This is a genomic window from Achromobacter spanius, assembly GCF_002812705.1.
Lineage (GTDB): Bacteria > Pseudomonadota > Gammaproteobacteria > Burkholderiales > Burkholderiaceae_B > Achromobacter > Achromobacter spanius.
Map to the genome: position 1 here is coordinate 3,260,424 of NZ_CP025030.1, position 17,969 is coordinate 3,278,392.

The following is a 17,969-nucleotide window of genomic DNA, read 5'->3' on the forward strand; positions in this document are numbered from 1 at the left end:
ATGCTCGACATCGAAATGACATTTGAAGATTCCGGCGTTCGCCGACAGTTCGCGCCGGCGCCGGTGCTGATCGGACGGGGCTCCCAGTGCGGCTTGCGTATTGTCAATTGGCGAGTGGGGCGGCAGCATGCCCGCTTGCTTCGTCAGGACGACGATATCGTCCTGGAGGATCTGGGTACCTTGGCCGGCACCCTGGTGAACGGAACAAGAGTGGTGCGTCATGCGCCGGTCTTGCCCGACGACGATATCCTGATAGGTCCTTGCCGCTTGCGCGTACGGTGGGCAGCGCCGGACGATGCCGCACCGGCTCAGGCCTTCGCTGTAGCTGTTGCGCCCGCATCATCGGACGCGGCCGTGCAGGCCCCGGCTGAGACGGCTTCGCCCTCGATGGCCACGACACCGCTGCCGCCTATTGCGCCACAGCGCTTGCAAGCGCGTCGGCGTTTGCACGCGGCCTTGCTCGACGCGCTGGACCTGCGCCGGCGCGACGTCGCGGGCATGAGCGACGGCACGTTACGCGCCGAAGCCGAGCGCCTGCTGACGCATATCGTCGCGTCGGACGTCGATTTGTCCGACGATGCGGCCAAGCAGGCCTTGTGCAGAGAGGTGCTGGACGAAGCCGTGGGGTTGGGACCCTTGGAGCCACTGCTGGCGGCGCCCGACATCACCGAGATCATGGTCAACCGTTATGACGAGATCTATGTGGAACGCGCGGGGCGGCTTTGGCGACACCCCGCCGCATTCACCAGCGAACAATCGGTGCGTTGGGTGATCGAACGCATCGTCACGCCACTGGGCCGTCGCATCGACGAAAGCTCGCCCATGGTTGACGCACGCTTGCCCGATGGCTCGCGCGTGCACGCCATCATTCCCCCGGTGGCGATGAAAGGCGCCAGCTTGACCATCCGAAAGTTTCCGCAGCGGCGGCCCCAGATGTCCGATCTGATCGCGGCGGCGTCCTTAAGCGAGGCCATGGCGCGATTCCTGGCGCTATGCGTCAGGATGCGCAAAAACCTGGTTGTGTCCGGCGGCACGGGCTCGGGCAAAACGACCTTGCTGAACATCTTGTCCAACGAAATCCCCGATGGCGAGCGGGTCGTCACTATTGAGGACGCCGCCGAGTTGCGGCTGAATCACGATCATCTGGTGGCCCTGGAAGCGCGTCCCGCTAACCAGGAGGGCAGGGGGCATATCGCCATACGCGAGCTGGTACGCAACGCGCTGCGCATGCGGCCGGACCGTATCGTCGTCGGGGAGTGCCGTGGCGCCGAAGCGTTCGACATGTTGACGGCCATGAACACGGGCCACGAGGGCTCGTTGACAACCTTGCACGCGAACTCACCTCGCGATGCCTTGGGCCGGCTGGAATCGATGATCCTGATGGCGGGCCTGGATTTGCCCTTGTCCGCCGTGCGCGAACAGATCGCCGCCAGCGTTGAACTTGTGGTGCAGCAGGCCCGCCTGGCGGACGGCCGTCGAGTCGTGACGTCGATCGTCGAAGTCGCGGGGATGGAAAGCGGGCGCATACAACTGCAGGAGCTATTCCGATTTGACCGGACGGCGGGGTTCAAGGGGTGCGGAGCGTTGCCCGGCTTTTCGCAGGGCTGGTCTGACGATGGGGTATCGATGGATCCGGCGTGGTTCACCGAAACATCGACGCCGAAGGGGGCGCCTTCGTCCAAGTCTGAACCGGGGTTTTCATGATCTGGCTGGCGGCGGCGGGCGCAATGTGCTGCGCGGCAGTGTTGGTGCTGCATGCCCAGGCCTGGTTTGCGCCGGCGTTGCGCCGCTACCGGGAGCTTTACACGCAAGACGCGGGAGTCCGGCTTAGCGAGGTGTTCCTGTTCATCGACCCCGCACAGTTGTGGCTGGCGGCGGTCGCCTGCGCGGCGCTGTCGGCGGCGTTGGTTTTTTCGTTGACGGGCAGTGGCATCCTGGCGGCGTTGCTTGCCGGGTTGGCGTCCCGAGCGCCTCGCATGACGGTTGAGATGCTGCGGCGCAGACGGGCGCGCCGTTTCGAACAGCAATTGCCAATGGCCTTGTTGATGCTGGCCTCGGCATTACGCGCAGGGGTCGCACTGCCCACGGGCTTGCGCCATGTGGTTGAGCAGAGCGGCGCACCGCTGGCCCAGGAATTTGGCTTGATGCTGCGGGAACAGCGCTTGGGCGTGCCGTGGGACGCGGCGCTAGGGAATTTGCAGTCGCGGATGCCCGCCGACTCCACTTCGCTGGTGGTGGCCGCCATGCGTATTGCAGCACAGACCGGCGGCAACCTGGCCGAGGCGCTGGAGAGCATTGCGCAAACCTTGCGCGCGCGCTTGCAATTACAGGCGAAGCTGCAGGCGCTGACATCCCAAGGGCGTTTGCAAGCTTGGATAGTGGGCGCGTTGCCCTTGGTGTTGCTTGCCGTGTTGAATGAGCTTGAACCCGACATCATGGGCTTGCTGTGGCACACGCCCATGGGGTGGGGCGTGCTTGCGATGGTGGCCGTACTGGAAACGGCGGGTGTGTTGCTGATCCGGCGCATTGTCCGGATCGAGCTCTAACAGGAGGGGGTAATGGGGAAGGGGACCATGTTGCTGAACCTGAGCATGTTGATGGCGGCGCTGGCCGTGGGTTGCGTGACCTGGTTTGCGCTGCGCCCCTTGCTGGGCGGCAAACAGGTGGTGTCGGCCGGATTGCCGTGGTGGTGGCGGGCGGCCTGGCCTTGGGTATCTGCCGTGGCACCGATCGCTGGGCCGTTATGTTCGTGGCGCCTGCGCACCCGATTGGCGCGCGCAATCGAATGGGCGGGCCTGCCGGCAAGCGTGGGTTACGCGCACGTGGCGGCATTGAGCGCCAGCGCGGCGTTGCTGGCTGGTGGGGCGGCGGCAGGTGCGATGGCGGGCTACGGCATGTCGCTCTTGGGCTGGATGCCTTGGGCACTGGCCTTGGGCGTCATGGCCGGCCTGGCCCCCCGCGCCTGGCTGCGAAGCCTGAGCAAAACACGCCGCCGCAGCATTGAACGCGATCTGCCCTTTGTGTTCGACATGATGACGTTATGCGTGGAAGCGGGTTTGAGCGTGCAGGGGGCGCTGCAGTTGGCGGCGCAAAGCGGTCCGCAAGGCGTTCTGCGTGATGCCTTGGCGGAGGCCTTGGCCGAGATGCGGGCGGGCGTTACGCGCACAGCGGCGATCAAGGCGCTGGCCGACCGCAGCAACAGCCCGCTTGCCCGGACCTGGGCCGCCGCATTGGCGCAAGCCGAGGCGCTGGGCATCAGCCTGGGGCCGGTTCTGCGGGCACAGGCGGCGCAGTGCCGCAGCGACCGGCACGTGCGAGCCGAACAATTGGCGATGCAGGCGCCGGTAAAAATGCTGCTGCCCTTGATCGCGTGCATTTTCCCGTGCACGTTCATCGTGCTGGCGTTTCCCATTGCCGTTCAATTGCTGCAAAGCGTGCAATGAATGGCCCCCCGCCCTTGCCACCTGTCCGGCTGAGGTTCTTGCTTGTGGATGGCTGGATGAGCCGGATGCGGGGGCTGCTGGGACGCCGACCGCCTGGCAAGCGGTCCGGCGTGTTGCTCATGCCCTGCGCTGGCGTGCATACCTTTGGCATGCGCTATGCCATCGACGTGGCGTTTGTCGGGCGGGATCTGCGGGTGATGAAGGTGCGCAGGGCGCTGCCGCCCTGCCGCATTGCCTTATGCCTGGGCGCTGTTGCCGTTGTCGAGATGCGGGCCGGCGTTATTGATGCCGAACACGGAGGTATAGGCAGGATAGAAGCTGCAATACAGCGCGCCGCCCGCGGCGATATTGAACGGAATCTGTAGAGTGCCCGCGAATTCGAGCGACAGGCCCATATACACCAGCAGGCCGGCGCACAGGTCGATGAAGAGGAACACAAGTGCCCAGGTGGCGCCGTACACCAGAAAGGGCCACTTGTTGCGCCAGCACGCAATGCCGGAGAAAAACAAGGCTTGCACCAAGCGCAGGCCATGCCACGCGACCAACACCGGGGCATGCCAGAACAAGGCCGCGATCACGACATAAATAATGGCGAAGATGGTCAGCGGAACCCGCATGGCCATCAGGATAGGGTCCAGAGAGCGCTCGACGGAAGCAATGCGATAGGCCTCCGCCATTGAGTCCATGAACGGCAGGAAAGTCAGCAGGCCGGCCGCCATGCTCAAGCCCGCGTACAACAAGCCCATCAGGAACAGCTTCCTGAACACGCCCGGCTGCTTAAGGGGTTTGCCCCACATCGACGGCAGCATGACGCGGTCGGCCTCAATGTGCTTGCACGCCGACAAGGTCATGAGGGTGATGATGGGCATGAGCGCCACGACCAGAATCGGACCCACGGGAGGCGTCGCGCTGGCGAAGACGACCAGAAGGCTGATGAACATTGCCCAGGTAAACATGGCCAGGGGTTGTTTGCGGAACAGACGGAAGCCGTCTCGAACCCATTGCCAGCCGGACGTCGCGGGTAAGAATGCTGCTTGCATGGCTCTCTAAAGGAGGATGTCTCTCAAAAAGGGACGCGCTAGCCCCATTATGCGGGGCGTTACGGTTACGGCAATATTGGCAAGCGCGAGCGGTGGCGTGCCTGCAACACTCTTTCGAAGTGGCGCGGGTCGTGCGGTTTAAGCGTTTGCGCGGGTCGGGGCAGGAAAAAGTCGTACAGGCGGGAGATCCAGAAGCGCAGGGCGGCCGCTCGCAGCATCAGGGGCCAGACTTCCCGTTCGGCGTCGGTGAACGGGCGCACGCCGGCGTAGGCGGCCAGCCATGATTGCACCAGCTCGGGGACGAATTCGCCGGTATCGCGGTCAATGCACCAGTCGTTGACGCTGACCGCCACGTCGAATAGCCAGGTGTCGCAGCCCGCGAAATAGAAGTCGATGATGCCGCCCATAAGCGGATCTTCGAACGTGCCCGCAAACAGCACATTGTCGCGGAAGAGGTCGCAGTGGGCGGGGCCTGTCTGCAGCGCCTGCCAGGCGGGCGTGGTCACCGCGGCTTGTTGGGCACCCAGTTCCGCGCTTATTAGCTCGGCCTGCTCGGGCGTCAGAAACGGCATGACTTTGGGGGCCGTTTCCAGCCACCAGTTCAAGCCGCGCAGGTTGGGCTGGTGGATCGGGAAATCCTGGGCGGCCAGATGGGCGCGGGCCAGGGTCGCGCCCGCCAGTGCGCAATGGGTCGCGCCGGGGGCGGGTTCGTAGCCGCCAGGCAAGCGCGACACGATGGCGCAGGGTTTGTCGTGCAGCGTCGTCAGCCGGGTGCCGTCGCGCAGGTTTTGCGGCTGCGGCACCGGGACGCCGCGTTCCGCCAGGTGGTACATCAGTTCAATGTAGAAAGGCAGTTGCGCGTGCGTCAACACCTCGAACAGCGTCAGCACGAATTCGCCGCGGGTCGTATACAAGAAGTAATTGGTGTTCTCGATACCCGCCGTAATTCCTCGAAGCGAGACGAACTCGCCCAGGTCGAATCGCGCCAGGAGGGCGCGTGCGTCGTCGTCGGATACGGGAGTGAATACGGCCATTGATGTACAGGGTAAGGAGTTAACGGACGCGCGGACATGCCTGGTGCGGCGGCGGCGGCGCAATTTTAGACCACATAGCGCCTGGGCCGTTCGGAAGGGGCGCGGGCAGGCGGGGACGGGCTGCCGGACATATTGCCGCGAAGCCCGTAAAATACCGCATCCCCTTGTTTTGTAGAGTGATTCTTGGACTCCCCCGACTGGCGGCTGTGCGTCGCCCCGATGATTGACGTAACCGATCGCCATTGCCGCTATTTCCATCGGCTGCTGGCTCCCCGCGCGCGCCTGTATACGGAAATGATCACGACGGGCGCGCTGTTGCATGGCAACGTCCCGCGGCACCTGGACTTTGACGAAGCCGAGCACCCCGTGGCGCTGCAGCTTGGCGGTAGCGAGCCCGACGCATTGGCCCAGGCGGCCAAGCTGGGCCGCCAATGGGGTTACGACGAAATCAACCTCAACTGCGGCTGTCCCTCGGAGCGCGTGCAAAAAGGCGCGTTCGGCGCCTGCCTGATGGCCGAGCCCGCCCTGGTCGCGGATTGCATGAAAGCCATGCAGGACGCCGTCGACGTCCCCGTCACCGTCAAGCATCGCTTGGGCCTCGATTACGAGAATTCCTACGAATTCGTCCGAGACTTCGTCGGCAAGATTTATGACACGGGATGCCGGGTCTTCATTGCCCACGCCCGCAATGCGGTGTTGAAGGGCTTGTCGCCGAAGGACAACCGCGAAATTCCGCCGCTGCGTTACGACGTGGTCAAGCAGCTCAAGCGCGACTTTCCCGATTGCACATTTGTGCTGAACGGCGGGTTGGCCGACGCGGATCAGTCCGTTGGGGCCGCGAACGAGTTCGATGGTGTGATGCTGGGCCGGGCCGCCTGGCACACGCCGCGCGTGCTGTCCGAGGTTTCCCTGCAATTGTGGCCGTCGGTGCGCCTGCCCACCGATGCGCAGGTGGTGGACGCCATGACCGAATACGCCACCAGGCAGGTGGCGAAGGGCGTGCCCTTGCGCGTGATGACGCGCCCGATGCTGGGCTTGGTGAATGGGCAGTCCGGGGCGCGGCGCTGGCGCCGGATGCTGTCGGATCCGGCCCTGCTTGCGGCCAACAACCCTGACTTGATCTATGACGCCTGGCGCAGCCAGCGGCAGGCGCCGGATGTGCGCGGCGCCGCATTGGAAGCGGCGCCGGCGGGGGGCTGACGGCAGGCTGGCGGCTGCGGCCGCCAAAGCCTGGGGGGGATCATGACTTGGCGGGTTCCGCGCTTTCGGTCGGCCAGTCGCGGATGTAGGCTTTCAGCATGTTGTTTTCAAACTGCTGAGCCGCCACGATCGCCTGCGCCATGTCATAGAACGAAATGACGCCCATCAGGGTCGGGCCGTCCATGACCGGGATGTAGCGCGCATGCTTTTCCAGCATCAGGCGCTGCACTTCGTCGGCGCTGGTGTTGGGAGACACACTGACCGGCGCATCGTCCATGATGGACCGGATGGTGGTTTCACCGGCGCCGCCATGCGCGTGCATGTGGCGGATGATCTCGCGGAACGTGAGCATGCCGGTCAGGGTGCCGAATTCCATGATGACAAGCGAGCCTATGTCCTGCTCGCTCATGGTTTGCACGGCCTGGGACACAGGCATGTCGGGCGACGCCGTATAGAGCGTGTCGCCCTTGACGCGCAAAATCTCGCTGACCTTCAACATCGGTTCCTCCTGGGCGGACTGCGCCCTGATACTTTGCTATTTCTTGTTCGCTTCCAACTGCAATAGGGGAGCGACTCCATTTTCGGTATTCTGCGCTTCTCCGCACAGTTCTTCCAGCGTTGGCGCATTTTCCTGGGAAATCACGGACGAGGCGACTCGCAGGATCTCCGGATCGTTTCGTACCCGGGCCTGGCCGCGGTCCAGCAGAAAATTGTCCACGACCGGCGCCATCGATGTTTCGCGAGCATCGCAGGTCAGCACCCAGAGGTCTTCCGGGCTGCGGGTGGCCAGACCCATCGCGCTCAGCTTTTCCAGCACGTCGTTCAGTTCGTCTTGGTGCAGACGCAGTTGCGAAGCAAGCACGTTGGCGGGCAGGCCCGGCGGATTAGCGGACTGCGCGCGGCGCAGGGCGCGCAAGGCGTCCAGGGCATCCACGAATTGCGCGCCGGGGTAGCGGTTGATCTTGCGGCGGCCCAGTCGGATCAGCGGCGCGCTGGAAGCCAGGATGGCGCCCAGCAGCACGGCCAGCCACGACAGGTAGATCCACAACAGAAATATCGGCAGTGTGGCGAATGCGCCGTAAATGACGGTGTAGGTGGGAAACCGGGTCAGGTAGTACGCAAAGCCCGACTTCATGATTTCCAGGACGATGGCCGTCACGGCCCCGCCAATCAGCGCATCCCGCCACAGCACGTCCCGGTTGGGGACGAAGACGAACAGGGCCGCGAAGCCCAAACCCGTCAGGATCAGCGGCATGAAGGAAACGGCGATGCTGATGATTTCCGGGACGTCGCGCACCAGTCCCAGGGATTCGCGCGCCACGAAAGAGGTGGCCCACAAGCTGGCGCCGGCCAGGACCGGCCCCAGCGTGATGATGGCCCAATACACCAGCGCGCGCTGCCGTAGCGGCCGCTGGCGCGTCACATGCCAGATGTCATTGAAGGCCTGGTCGATCGTCATGATCAACAGCAGGGAAGTCACCAGCAGGAACGCGCCGCCAATGGCCGTCAGGCGGGACGCCTGGCGCGCGAACTGGTTCAGGTAGTCCATGATGTTGTCCGAGACGGACGGCGGCATCAGGCTGTTGGCGAGGAAGTCTTCGAGGGCGACACGGAACTCCTGAAACACCGGAAAGGCGGTGAACAGGGAAAGCACCACTGCCAGCATGGGCACGATAGCCAGCACCGTAGTGAAGGTGAGGCTGGACGCGACTTGCAGAAGTTTTTCTTCGTTGGCGCGTTGCAGGGTGAACCGAAAAACACGTCCTGCCCTGACAAGCCATGAAGAGCGCGGGGTCGCGGGTTTGGTAGCCGCCGGCGTGGCGGCGACGGACTCGGCGGGGCGATTCATCAGGCGATAATAGCAGCATGAACCTTGAACTCAATCCCCGTTTGCGCCTGCTGGCGTCGGTTTCGCTGTTCGCCCTGATCGTCCTGTGCGTGACCTGGGAAACCGTGGTGGCGCCGTTGCGGCCGGGCGGATCCTGGATGTTGTTGAAGGCGCTGCCGCTGGCGTTTCCGTTGCGCGGCATCCTGCGTGGGAACCTCTACACCTATCAGTGGGCGTCCATGTTGTCGCTGCTGTATCTGATGGAAGGGGTGGTACGAGCCATGTCCGACCCCATGCCGCTTTCCGTGCTGATGGCCTGGGGCGAAATCGTTCTTTCGGCTACTTTTTTTCTTAGCGCCATTTTCTATGTGCGGCCCGCCAAGCGCGCCGCCAGGAGCCAACGCGCATGAATGCACACTCCCTATCCGAACTGCGCGCGGTCAATACATTTGCCGCGTTGCCCGCTGCCTTCTATACCCGCCTGACGCCGCAAGGCCTGAATAACCCGCGGCTGTTGCACGCCAACGCCGACGCGGCCGCGCTGCTTGGCCTGGACCCGTCCGTCCTGACTAGCCCCGAGTTTTTGCAGGTTTTTTCCGGTTCGGAACCGCTGCCGGGCGGCGACACGCTGGCCGCGGTCTACAGCGGACATCAGTTCGGCGTGTGGGCGGGCCAGCTCGGAGACGGGCGCGCCCACCTGTTGGGCGAGGTCCAGGGGCCGGACGGGGGCTGGGAACTGCAACTGAAGGGTGCCGGGATGACGCCGTACTCACGTATGGGAGACGGCCGCGCCGTGTTGCGCTCATCCGTGCGTGAATACCTGGCCAGTGAGGCCATGCACGGTCTGGGGATTCCCACGACGCGCGCACTGGCGCTGGTGGTTTCAGATGACCCGGTCATGCGAGAAACCGTGGAAACCGCCGCCATCGTGACGCGAATGTCGCCCAGCTTCGTTCGATTCGGTTCGTTTGAACATTGGTCATCGCGCCGACAGCCGGAATTGTTGAAGACGCTGGCCGACTACGTCATTGACCGCTTTTACCCGCAATGTCGCGAGGCGCCGGCGGGCCAATCGCATGACTCGCCGGATGGCGTGACGCCCTACATCAACTTGCTGCGCGAGGTCACGCACCGCACGGCGCGGTTGATGGCCGACTGGCAGGCGGTGGGCTTTTGCCATGGTGTCATGAACACCGACAACATGTCCATTCTGGGGCTCACGCTGGATTACGGCCCGTACGGCTTCATGGACGGATTCCGCCTGGGACACGTGTGCAACCATTCCGATTCGGAAGGGCGCTATTCCTGGAACCGCCAGCCGTCGGTGGCGCTGTGGAACCTGTACCGCCTGGGCGGCAGCCTGCATGTGCTGGTGCAAGACGTTGACCGCCTGCGCGCCGTGCTGGACGAGTTCGAGGCGGTCTTCACGCGCGCCTTCCACGACCGCATGGGCGCCAAGCTGGGGCTGGCGGCATGGCGGCCGGCCGATGAGGCCTTGCTGGACGACCTGCTCAAGCTGATGGACGCCAACCAGGCGGATTTCACCCTGTCATGGCGCCGGCTGGCGGACGCGGTGCTGGGACAGCGCAACGGGTTCGAAGATCTGTTCATCGATCGTCCGGCGGCTGCGGCCTGGCTAGACAGGCTGCTGGCGCGCCAGGCGCAGGACGGGCGGCCCGCGCAGGAAATCGCTGACGGCATGAACCGCGTCAACCCCTTGTATGTATTGCGCAATCACCTGGCCGAAGAGGCAATCCGGGCGGCAAAGACGGGCGACGCAAGCGAAATCGATACCTTGATGACGCTGCTGCGCAGTCCGTACGAGGCGAAACCGGGGTATGAACGCTATGCCGGTCTGCCCCCGGATTGGGCCGGAAGTTTGGAAGTCAGCTGCTCGTCTTGATAAGACTTAGCGCAAATCGCGCGAAAACGCATACCGAATTCTTGTGATTTACGCGAAAAAGCGGTGATAGAGAGCGAAATATCACGCTTTTTTTCACTGCAATCATTCGTTTCCATTGTAAATCTCGTAAGATTGTCGCCTGTTGGACACCCAGGATCGCATACCGCATCCATGGGGCATTTGTCGACAATTTTCAATATAAAGCACTCTGAATATGCCTGGCGCAGATGGTTTGCTATGTATCGGTCTGCTTGAGGATGACGCCGACTTCCGAGAGGAACTGGCGTTAGGCCTGGGCGGCTATGGTTTTCGGGTAGCGTTTGCTTGTGACAATGCGGCCGCGTTTTATCGTCGGCTGCAGGAGCAGCCGTGCGACATCGTCATACTGGATGCGCATCTTCCAGGTGAAGACGGCTTTTCCGTCGCCACGCGGCTGCGGGCATTGAGCCCGGTAGGCATTGTCATGCTGACAGGTCGTAGCGCCCTGGAAGACCGGGTGCGCGGCCTGGAAGGCGGCGCGGACGTCTATATGACCAAGCCTGTGGACTTGCTTGAACTCAGCTCCGTGATTCGCAGCCTGGCTCGCCGCATGCGGCTGGCCAAGGCGCCGCGTCCGGCCGACGCCGAATCGCGAGCATCGGCGGACAGCACCTGGTCATTACAGGACGGGGGCTGGATCCTGGTGGCGCCAGACGGCGCATCGCTGCACTTGAGCGCACAGGAACGGACGTTCCTGATGGCCCTGATGGATGCGGCAGGCAATGCCGTCAGCCGCCAGGTATTGGCGGAATTGTTCTTGCCCGAGAGTCCAGGTGGATTCGAACTGCGCCGCATCGATGTGCTGGTGAGCCGCCTGCGCGCCAAGGCGCAAACCGCCGGCCTCAAGCTGCCGGTCTTGTCGGTGCGCGGCCAAGGTTACGTGTTCGCAGCCTGATTCGCGCCAGATTGGCCGGGCTCGTTGACGGGCAGGGTGATGACAAAGCGGGTGCCCACGCCGACCTTGCTCTGCAGGGTCAGCGAGCCCCCCTGGTTCTGACAAATGCGCCGAGCCAGATATAGCCCAATACCCATGCCCTGCGTTTCCCGATGCGCGGAACGCCGGAAATGCGGTTCGAACACACGCGCCTGCTCCTGCTCTTCAATACCCGGGCCACGGTCCACCACGGCCAGCCATGCCATTTGCGCGTCACCGACGCGAACCTGGCCGGTTTCTACCCTGACGGGTTCATTGGCCGGCGAATATTTGATCGCGTTGTGAATCAGGTTGCGCACCACGACGCTGGTCAGCGGGCGGTCGCAAAACACGGGCAAGGGGGCGTCCGCTTGAACCATCAGCGCGTGAGCGGTGTCGGGTTGCATTGCCGCCGCCACGTCGCGCGCCAGTTCGGCCAGGTCGGTATGTTCGCCGCGCGGCGTCCAGGCCTGATCGCCCAGACGGTCTTGATTCAGCAACTGATCCATCAATTCCGTCATGCGCGCCACAGAGCGGTGGATGCGGGCCAGGCGCGTGTCGACGGCTTCACCGCTGTCGGACAGAATCATGTCCAGGGATTGCGCCGCCGCACTGATGGTGGATAGCGGCGCCCGCAGTTCATGTGAAATCAGGGCGTTCATTTGGCGTTGCGTGTCCAGCGCACCAGCCAGTTCCGCCACACGCAATTCGCCCTGCGCCACGTGTTCCGCATCGGCGTGGTCGTGAACGTCGCGGCGCACGGCGAAGGGCTCGTGGCTTTGCCACCTGAGCGCCACGCCCAGCAGCGCACCGGCCACCAGCAACAGCCTGGCAAGCTCAATCGGCGTGCCGGTGGTGTCGGCGCCGCTGGACAGCCAGGCGTCATGGCCCAGCATCCATGCTGATGCCGCGTAGATGCAGGCCAAGGCCATTGCCAGGGGGCGGCCGGCTTTGCGCCGAACGGCTTGCACCGCGAACCAGGCCGTCAGCGCCACGCTCAGGCAGGCGCACGTTCCGGCGACCAAGGCTGGAATCAGGCCGCTTTCGGTTTCGTAGACGAAGATCAGCGCCAACGCGGCCACGCACGCCAGCGCCATGCTGAGGCCGCGGCAGGCGCTGGCAACCCTGGCGGCTTGTGGCGTTCCCGTCTGAGGCCCCCCCGTCTGAGGCCCTCCCGGCTGAGGCGCCCCCGGCTGAGGCGCCCCCGTCAGCAGAGGAGCGGTCAGCGCCAATAGCGCGGCAAAAGAGCCGGCCTGCAACGCACCGGGCGGCAGCAGCATGGGTAATGAACGAAATACGCCTTCCAGCAACATGAAGGCCAGGCCCGCGCCGAAAAGCGACGACCGGGTGCAGACCCAGGCCATCAGGCATGCCAGGCCGCACGTCATCGCCACGCCCGCGGTCAAGCCAAGCAGGATGTCTTCGTAAGGGGACGTGATGCCACGCGCCAGCACCGCGCCAGGCCAGAAGAACGCGCACGCCAGCATGCCGAGTCGCAACAAGAGGGCCTGCGATCCGGCGGTGGCGCGTCGTGCACCGCATTGGTGGAAAAAACAGCGGGTGCGAAGAAACAGTCCTTCCGTCAACTAGGAACCCATTGATGATCCGGCGCGAGTTCGCGCGTAAGGGCGAAGTTTACGACAGCCCCGCGTATCGCGCGGACACCCAGATCTTCCAGGATGTCCTGGGTGGCCAGGTCGGGCACGTCTTCGGCATAGACGGCCATGCCCAGGGTTGCCGCGGTGGTCATGACGGTGGCGGCCAGGTGCTGGCTGCCGGGGCTGTAGAGCAAGCCGGTAATGAAGCTGCCACACAGCTTTAAATACGACACGGGGAATTCGTGCAGCCGTTCCATTGCGCCGAACTGCTGCGACAGCCGAGACAGGCCGACGCGGCCGCCAGCCGCCGTGACGATGTTGCAAAGCTGGCGCAGATCGGCGGCTTGCTCGATCAGCCCGTCGGCGTCTACCTCGATGATCAGGCGCACGGTCAATGCCGGGCGGTCGGCCAGCATGCGTTCAAGCCGCGACAGGAACGAGCTTTGCGCCAGCGACGCCAGGGAAACCGGCACCGTCAGCGCCGCCGAATGGGTGAACAGCCAGTCCAGTCCCAAGCGGATAGCCTGTATGTCGCATTCGGCCGACAGGCCCAGGCGAACCGCGGGCGGCATGAAAATTGAAGCCGGAACGGGATCGCCACCGGTCGTGTCGTGCAACGTCAGGCTGGCTTCATGGTGAAGCAGCTCGCCCTGCACGGCATGCAGCGGCAGTACCGATAGCGAAAATCGATGCTGTTCCAGGGCGGTGACCAAGGCGTCGTGCCAACTGTATTCGCCGATGCGCGTGCTGTCGGCCGCCTGGCTGGCGGGGGTGATCTGATCGTCTTCGGCGCTTTCAGCGCACATCAGGGCGTGGTCCAGCCGCGCCAGCGTATCGCTCATGTTGTCACCGGGGGCGTAAGCGGCCATCGCCAGCGCCCAGCGACACCATCCGTATTTGTCCATGGGCACCCGCAGCGAACGCAGTTCGCGTCGTACCCGTTCGGCCAGCACGCTGGCCTGAGGTGCCGAGGTGCGGGGCATCAAGAGCGCGAAGTCCGAGCCGCTGATCCGGGCAAGTTGCGCCGTGGGTCCGCCAAATTCGGTAATCAGCTTGCGCAGGCGGTCGGATGACGATCGCAGCCACTGATCCGTGAACGCGCGCGACAGATGGCGGTTGATCTGGGCCAGATCGCGCTGTCGGAACATCAGGACGTGGCCGCCCGCTTCCCAGGTTTTATCGGCCAGCGCCGCTCGGAATTGGTCAATGAAATGCTTGCGGTTGGACAGGCGGGTGATCGGGTCCCGATAGATTTCGCTTTGCAGCGATTCAATCTTGGCATTCTGTTCTTCGACGGTGGCGGCCACCCGGCGCTGCGCGTCAACCAGAGCCTGGTCCACGCCCGCCAGTTCACACGATCCGCTTGGCGGGGCATTGTGGCCGGGCGCCAAGGCGCGTACACGTTCGCAGATGTCGCGCGACGTCCTCGCCTCAATCCATCGCACCAGGTTGATGGCGAACAGCGCCCAGAAGACGCCCGCCGCCAACACCAGCCCCAGGACCCGGACCCCACCTTGCCACAGCGTGTCGCGCGCTAATCGGGTATCCGCTTGCACCGTTACCGTGCCGCGCGCGCCGCCATCCAGCGACACATAGGGACGCGATATCGGCGGGGCCTGGACCATCAGCCAGGCATTGCGCCAATCGCCGTTGCGGGCGGCGGTGGCTTGCGCGTTGTTCCGCTCAATGATGGAGGCATCGCCTTCGTTGGTGATGCGCACCTGCGTATACAGCCCCTGCTCGAACAATTCATCAGCCAACGCTGCCCGTTCTTCGTGGCTGGATGAGGCGTGCGCCAAGGCCCACGCCAGTGCGCTGGCCCCGCCCTCGCTCTGCTGGGCAAGTTGGGCGTTCAGATAGCGATGGGCGGCCAGCATCCCCAGCGCCTGGGCGCCAAGCAGGATGAAGCCGACCAGGAGAGCAGTGCAAAAAAGTAATCGGCGTAATGTCGACATGTGGTTGAGTTCCCTTTGCGGGCAGCAAGCGCGCGTGTCGAAGACTGCATGGCCGCCGGTTAAAGGGCGTCGGGCAACGAGGGTGCTCGACGTAAAGAAGCCTGGATAAGAAACGTGACACACGTTACTAATACTCCAGCGGCACCGCTTACACTGTAATTCGGCATGTCACATAACGTACAGAATATTACGAAATTCGGCGCAACGTCAGACGAGCTATGCAATTATTTCGATTGTGCTGATACCAGCTTGAGAACTATTGAGACAGGGCGTATTAATTTTTGGGGCTTCGCTGTCGTAGTAAGGGCAGGGCATGGGTCAAGGGACCGGCCGGCATTCTGCTACCAAGGACCGACATGACCACCCTCAAGCGAGTAAAGAGCCTTCAGATTTCAAGGAAAAGAGGCGCGTTGCCTCCGAAGTGTGGCGTTTTTTTGCGAAAATAATGCATAATTTAAAAAATGTTACAGCCCTTGGGTTCTTTCCTGGACCGCAACGCCAAGGGTATCTAGATAGGGGGCTCCGTGCGTGAGAGTTACCTGCTCGCACTGTGCCTGACGCTCACGGGCGCACTGGCAGCGATAAGTTGGTTTTTCGTGCGCCGCGATCGCGTGCTGCGTCGCCGCCTGACGCGCGACGAGTTGACCGGCGTCCTGAGCCAGCAGGAATTGCATCGGCGCGCCCGGGCTTGGCTGACGCAAAAAGACGGGCCGGCGCGCCGAGGCGCGTTTTTTCTTGTCGGTTTCGAGCAATATGCCGAGATCAGCGCCATGCTGCGCGCGGGCGAAGACCAGACCCTTTTGGTGCTTGTCGCCAACCGCCTGAGCCTGATCACGCGCACGCTGGGCGGTATGGTCGCTCGTAGTGGCACCGACACCTTTACCATCTGCGTGCCGGAAGTGGACGAGGTGGGCGCAGCCCAGGTGTCCAACAAACTGCTGGAAGACTTGAGCGAACCTTATGAATTGGGGGGGGCGTCCCCTGATCGCCGTGTTCAGGGTGGGCGCGGCCTTGTACCCGGAACATGGGCGCACGGTCGAAGAACTGCAACGTTGCGTGCAGGTGGCGCTGGTGCCTCTGAAGGAGCGCGGCGGGCCGGGGTGGAATCTGTTCGATTTCCGCCTGTTGGCACGGCATCGGGACCAGCAGGGTCTGGAGAACGACCTGCGGCTGGCCTTGACTACGCCGGCCATGGAGCAATTCGAGCTCTTTTACCAGCCGGTTTGCGACAGCGGCTCGGGCGTGGTGCAGGGGTGCGAAGCGCTGTTGCGCTGGCATCACCCGACGCTGGGCAGTGTGTCGCCGGCCGTCACCATTGAGCTGGCCGAGCGCAGCGGGCTGATCGTGCCCCTGGGCGCCTGGATCCTGGAACGCGCGTGTTCTCAGGCCGCGCTGTGGCCGCCGGCCTGGCGTGTGCATGTGAACCTGTCCGTCAAGCAGATGAATGAAGACGGGCTGGTGCAATTGGTGTCCGACGTCTTGGCCACCACGCAACTGTCGCCGCGCAAACTGGTGCTGGAGATCACGGAATCGATCTTCATCCTGCATTACGAAAGACAGGTGAAGATGCTGAACACGCTGCGCGCCCAGGGCATCGGCATTGCGCTGGACGATTTCGGTTGCGGCTATTCCAGCCTGAATCATTTGCGCCATTTGCCCATCGATTGGGTGAAGATTGATCGCAGCTTCATTTCCGCGCTGGAGTCCGACGCCGGCAGCCGCGAGGTCGTCTCGGCGCTGTTCGGGCTATGCCAGGCGATGCGCCTGCCCGTCGTGGCCGAAGGCGTTGAAACCGAAGGCCAGCGCGAAATCCTGAAGTCGCTGGGCTGCCGCGTGATGCAGGGGTTTCTACTTGGGCGGCCAGCGCCGGCTGCTGAAATCCAGGCTTTGGCCCTGGCGGTGTCATAATCGGGGTTGCTTGCAAACCCGACCTGTTGACTACCTATGCCCGGCAATACCCTTGGTACTCTTTTTACCGTCACGAATTTCGGCGAATCCCACGGGCCGGCTATCGGTTGCGTGGTGGACGGCTGCCCCCCGGGGCTGAGTCTGGACGCGTCCGATATCCAGTTGGAGCTGGATCGCCGCCGCCCTGGCACCTCGCGCCATGTCACGCAGCGCCAGGAAGCCGATCAGGTCGAAATCCTCTCCGGGGTATATGAAGGTGTCACCACCGGCACGCCGATCGGCCTGCTGATCCGCAACACTGATGCTCGCAGCAAAGACTATTCGAACATCGCCGACACGTTTCGGCCCGGCCATGCCGATTTTGCCTACTGGCGCAAGTTTGGCGTGCGCGACCCGCGCGGTGGCGGCCGTTCATCGGCCCGCCTGACGGCGCCTACGGTCGCGGCCGGCGCCATCGCCAAGAAGTGGCTGGCCGAGCAATACGGCGTCAAGGTGCGCGGCTACATGAGCCAGTTGGGTCCGGTCGCCATCCCGTTCCTGTCCTGGGACGAAGTGCCCAACAACCCTTTCTACGCACCTAACGCCGAGGTCGTGCCGGAACTGGAAGCCTATATGGACCAGTTGCGCCGCGATGGCGATTCGGTTGGCGCCCGCATTGAAGTCGTGGCCGAGAACCTGCCCGCAGGCTGGGGCGAGCCCATCTACGACCGCCTGGATGCCGACATCGCGCACGTGATGATGGGGTTGAACGCCGTCAAGGGCGTGTCCATCGGCGCGGGCTTTGACTGCATTGCGCAGCGCGGCTCCGAGCATGGTGACGAAATCACGCCTGATGGCTTTCTGACCAATCACGCCGGTGGCGTGTTGGGCGGCATTTCAACGGGCCAGCCGATCACCGTGTCGCTGGCCATCAAGCCCACGTCCAGCATCCGCGTGGAACGTCGCTCGGTCAACCGCGCGAACGAACCCGTCATGGTGCAAACGCTGGGCCGTCACGACCCTTGCGTCGGCATTCGCGCAACGCCCATCGCGGAAGCCATGCTGGCGCTGGTGCTGATCGACCACGCGCTGCGCCATCGTGGGCAGTGCGGCGATCCCCTCTGATCCC

General features: G+C 63.7%; 15 protein-coding genes and 2 pseudogenes. 10 read left to right on the plus strand and 7 right to left on the minus strand.

What is annotated here, in order from left to right; genetic code table 11:
- From CVS48_RS14835 to CVS48_RS29880, 4 genes and pseudogenes are all read left to right on the plus strand, one after another.
- A complete protein-coding gene (locus CVS48_RS14835) occupies positions 1-1,704 on the plus strand; it encodes a TadA family conjugal transfer-associated ATPase (protein ID WP_100855101.1) in 1,704 nt (567 codons plus the stop codon).
- Positions 1,701-2,546 carry a type II secretion system F family protein gene (locus tag CVS48_RS14840; RefSeq protein WP_100855102.1) on the plus strand — a complete coding sequence of 282 codons (846 nt, stop codon included), beginning with the start codon at positions 1,701-1,703 and terminating at the stop codon, positions 2,544-2,546. The genes CVS48_RS14835 and CVS48_RS14840 overlap by 4 nt, the downstream gene beginning before the upstream one ends.
- 27 nt (positions 2,547-2,573) lie before the next feature.
- Positions 2,574-3,443, plus strand: coding sequence for a type II secretion system F family protein (locus tag CVS48_RS14845; protein WP_100857671.1), 870 nt, complete (start codon positions 2,574-2,576; stop codon positions 3,441-3,443).
- A gap of 65 nt (positions 3,444-3,508) precedes the next feature.
- Positions 3,509-3,673: pseudogene (locus tag CVS48_RS29880) on the plus strand (DUF192 domain-containing protein); the annotation flags it as partial.
- A gap of 6 nt (positions 3,674-3,679) precedes the next feature.
- Here the strand turns inward: CVS48_RS29880 and CVS48_RS29615 are convergent.
- Positions 3,680-4,483 carry a BPSS1780 family membrane protein gene (locus tag CVS48_RS29615; RefSeq protein WP_242001272.1) on the minus strand — a complete coding sequence of 268 codons (804 nt, stop codon included), beginning with the start codon at positions 4,481-4,483 and terminating at the stop codon, positions 3,680-3,682.
- Positions 4,484-4,548: 65 nt separating this feature from the next.
- Complete coding sequence (locus tag CVS48_RS14855) at positions 4,549-5,517, minus strand: homoserine kinase (protein ID WP_100855104.1); 969 nt, start codon at positions 5,515-5,517, stop codon at positions 4,549-4,551.
- A gap of 183 nt (positions 5,518-5,700) precedes the next feature.
- On the opposite strand from CVS48_RS14855, the gene dusA reads away from it, so the two are divergent.
- A complete protein-coding gene (dusA, locus tag CVS48_RS14860; protein ID WP_100855105.1) occupies positions 5,701-6,717 on the plus strand; it encodes a tRNA dihydrouridine(20/20a) synthase DusA in 1,017 nt (338 codons plus the stop codon).
- Between the two features lie 40 nt (positions 6,718-6,757).
- Here the strand turns inward: dusA and CVS48_RS14865 are convergent, their stop codons facing one another.
- Positions 6,758-7,216 carry a CBS domain-containing protein gene (locus tag CVS48_RS14865; protein WP_042792875.1) on the minus strand — a complete coding sequence of 153 codons (459 nt, stop codon included), beginning with the start codon at positions 7,214-7,216 and terminating at the stop codon, positions 6,758-6,760.
- A gap of 36 nt (positions 7,217-7,252) precedes the next feature.
- Complete coding sequence (locus tag CVS48_RS14870) at positions 7,253-8,566, minus strand: YihY family inner membrane protein (RefSeq protein WP_100855106.1); 1,314 nt, start codon at positions 8,564-8,566, stop codon at positions 7,253-7,255.
- Between the two features lie 17 nt (positions 8,567-8,583).
- Between CVS48_RS14870 and CVS48_RS14875 the strand changes: the two genes are divergently transcribed.
- The 3 genes from CVS48_RS14875 to CVS48_RS14885 all read left to right on the plus strand — a co-directional run bounded on the left by CVS48_RS14875 (position 8,584) and on the right by CVS48_RS14885 (position 11,382).
- The gene (locus CVS48_RS14875) at positions 8,584-8,955 is read left to right on the plus strand and encodes a DUF2069 domain-containing protein (protein ID WP_100855107.1); all 372 of its coding nucleotides are present in this window, start codon (positions 8,584-8,586) and stop codon (positions 8,953-8,955) included.
- Positions 8,952-10,448 (plus strand): protein adenylyltransferase SelO, encoded by a 1,497-nt coding sequence (locus tag CVS48_RS14880; RefSeq protein WP_100855108.1) that lies wholly within the window; start codon positions 8,952-8,954, stop codon positions 10,446-10,448. Before CVS48_RS14875 ends, CVS48_RS14880 begins: the two co-directional genes overlap by 4 nt.
- Positions 10,449-10,662: 214 nt before the next feature.
- On the plus strand, positions 10,663-11,382 hold the full coding sequence (locus CVS48_RS14885) for a response regulator transcription factor (RefSeq protein WP_100855109.1): 720 nt from the start codon (positions 10,663-10,665) through the stop codon (positions 11,380-11,382).
- On the opposite strand, the gene CVS48_RS14890 is transcribed toward CVS48_RS14885, so the two are convergent.
- The 3 genes from CVS48_RS14890 to CVS48_RS29620 all read right to left on the minus strand — a co-directional run bounded on the left by CVS48_RS14890 (position 11,364) and on the right by CVS48_RS29620 (position 15,705).
- Positions 11,364-12,902 (minus strand): sensor histidine kinase, encoded by a 1,539-nt coding sequence (locus tag CVS48_RS14890; RefSeq protein ID WP_318269860.1) that lies wholly within the window; start codon positions 12,900-12,902, stop codon positions 11,364-11,366. The two genes, CVS48_RS14885 and CVS48_RS14890, sit on opposite strands and share 19 nt — an antisense overlap.
- A gap of 80 nt (positions 12,903-12,982) precedes the next feature.
- The gene (locus tag CVS48_RS14895; RefSeq protein WP_100855111.1) at positions 12,983-14,953 is read right to left on the minus strand and encodes a bifunctional diguanylate cyclase/phosphodiesterase; all 1,971 of its coding nucleotides are present in this window, start codon (positions 14,951-14,953) and stop codon (positions 12,983-12,985) included.
- A 464-nt stretch (positions 14,954-15,417) separates the two neighbouring features.
- Positions 15,418-15,705 carry a hypothetical protein gene (locus CVS48_RS29620; protein ID WP_242001459.1) on the minus strand — a complete coding sequence of 96 codons (288 nt, stop codon included), beginning with the start codon at positions 15,703-15,705 and terminating at the stop codon, positions 15,418-15,420.
- Here CVS48_RS29620 and CVS48_RS14900 point away from each other — a divergent pair.
- Positions 15,595-16,861: pseudogene (locus tag CVS48_RS14900) on the plus strand (putative bifunctional diguanylate cyclase/phosphodiesterase). The gene CVS48_RS29620 and the pseudogene CVS48_RS14900 overlap by 111 nt on opposite strands.
- Positions 16,862-16,897: 36 nt before the next feature.
- A complete protein-coding gene (aroC, locus tag CVS48_RS14905) occupies positions 16,898-17,965 on the plus strand; it encodes a chorismate synthase (RefSeq protein ID WP_100855112.1) in 1,068 nt (355 codons plus the stop codon).
- Positions 17,966-17,969 lie beyond the last annotated feature (4 nt).

Bases quoted from the DNA above. Each gene is read 5' to 3' on its own strand.
- CVS48_RS14835 (WP_100855101.1), top strand. From the start codon at position 1: ATGCTCGACATCGAAATGACATTTGAAGATTCCGGCGTTCGCCGACAG.
- CVS48_RS14865 (WP_042792875.1), bottom strand. From the start codon at position 7,216: ATGTTGAAGGTCAGCGAGATTTTGCGCGTCAAGGGCGACACGCTCTAT.
- CVS48_RS14885 (WP_100855109.1), top strand. From the start codon at position 10,663: ATGCCTGGCGCAGATGGTTTGCTATGTATCGGTCTGCTTGAGGATGAC.
- CVS48_RS14840 (WP_100855102.1), top strand. From the start codon at position 1,701: ATGATCTGGCTGGCGGCGGCGGGCGCAATGTGCTGCGCGGCAGTGTTG.
- CVS48_RS14870 (WP_100855106.1), bottom strand. From the start codon at position 8,566: ATGAATCGCCCCGCCGAGTCCGTCGCCGCCACGCCGGCGGCTACCAAA.
- CVS48_RS29615 (WP_242001272.1), bottom strand. From the start codon at position 4,483: ATGCAAGCAGCATTCTTACCCGCGACGTCCGGCTGGCAATGGGTTCGA.
- aroC (WP_100855112.1), top strand. From the start codon at position 16,898: ATGCCCGGCAATACCCTTGGTACTCTTTTTACCGTCACGAATTTCGGC.
- CVS48_RS14875 (WP_100855107.1), top strand. From the start codon at position 8,584: ATGAACCTTGAACTCAATCCCCGTTTGCGCCTGCTGGCGTCGGTTTCG.
- CVS48_RS14880 (WP_100855108.1), top strand. From the start codon at position 8,952: ATGAATGCACACTCCCTATCCGAACTGCGCGCGGTCAATACATTTGCC.
- CVS48_RS14845 (WP_100857671.1), top strand. From the start codon at position 2,574: ATGTTGCTGAACCTGAGCATGTTGATGGCGGCGCTGGCCGTGGGTTGC.
- CVS48_RS14895 (WP_100855111.1), bottom strand. From the start codon at position 14,953: ATGTCGACATTACGCCGATTACTTTTTTGCACTGCTCTCCTGGTCGGC.
- CVS48_RS14855 (WP_100855104.1), bottom strand. From the start codon at position 5,517: ATGGCCGTATTCACTCCCGTATCCGACGACGACGCACGCGCCCTCCTG.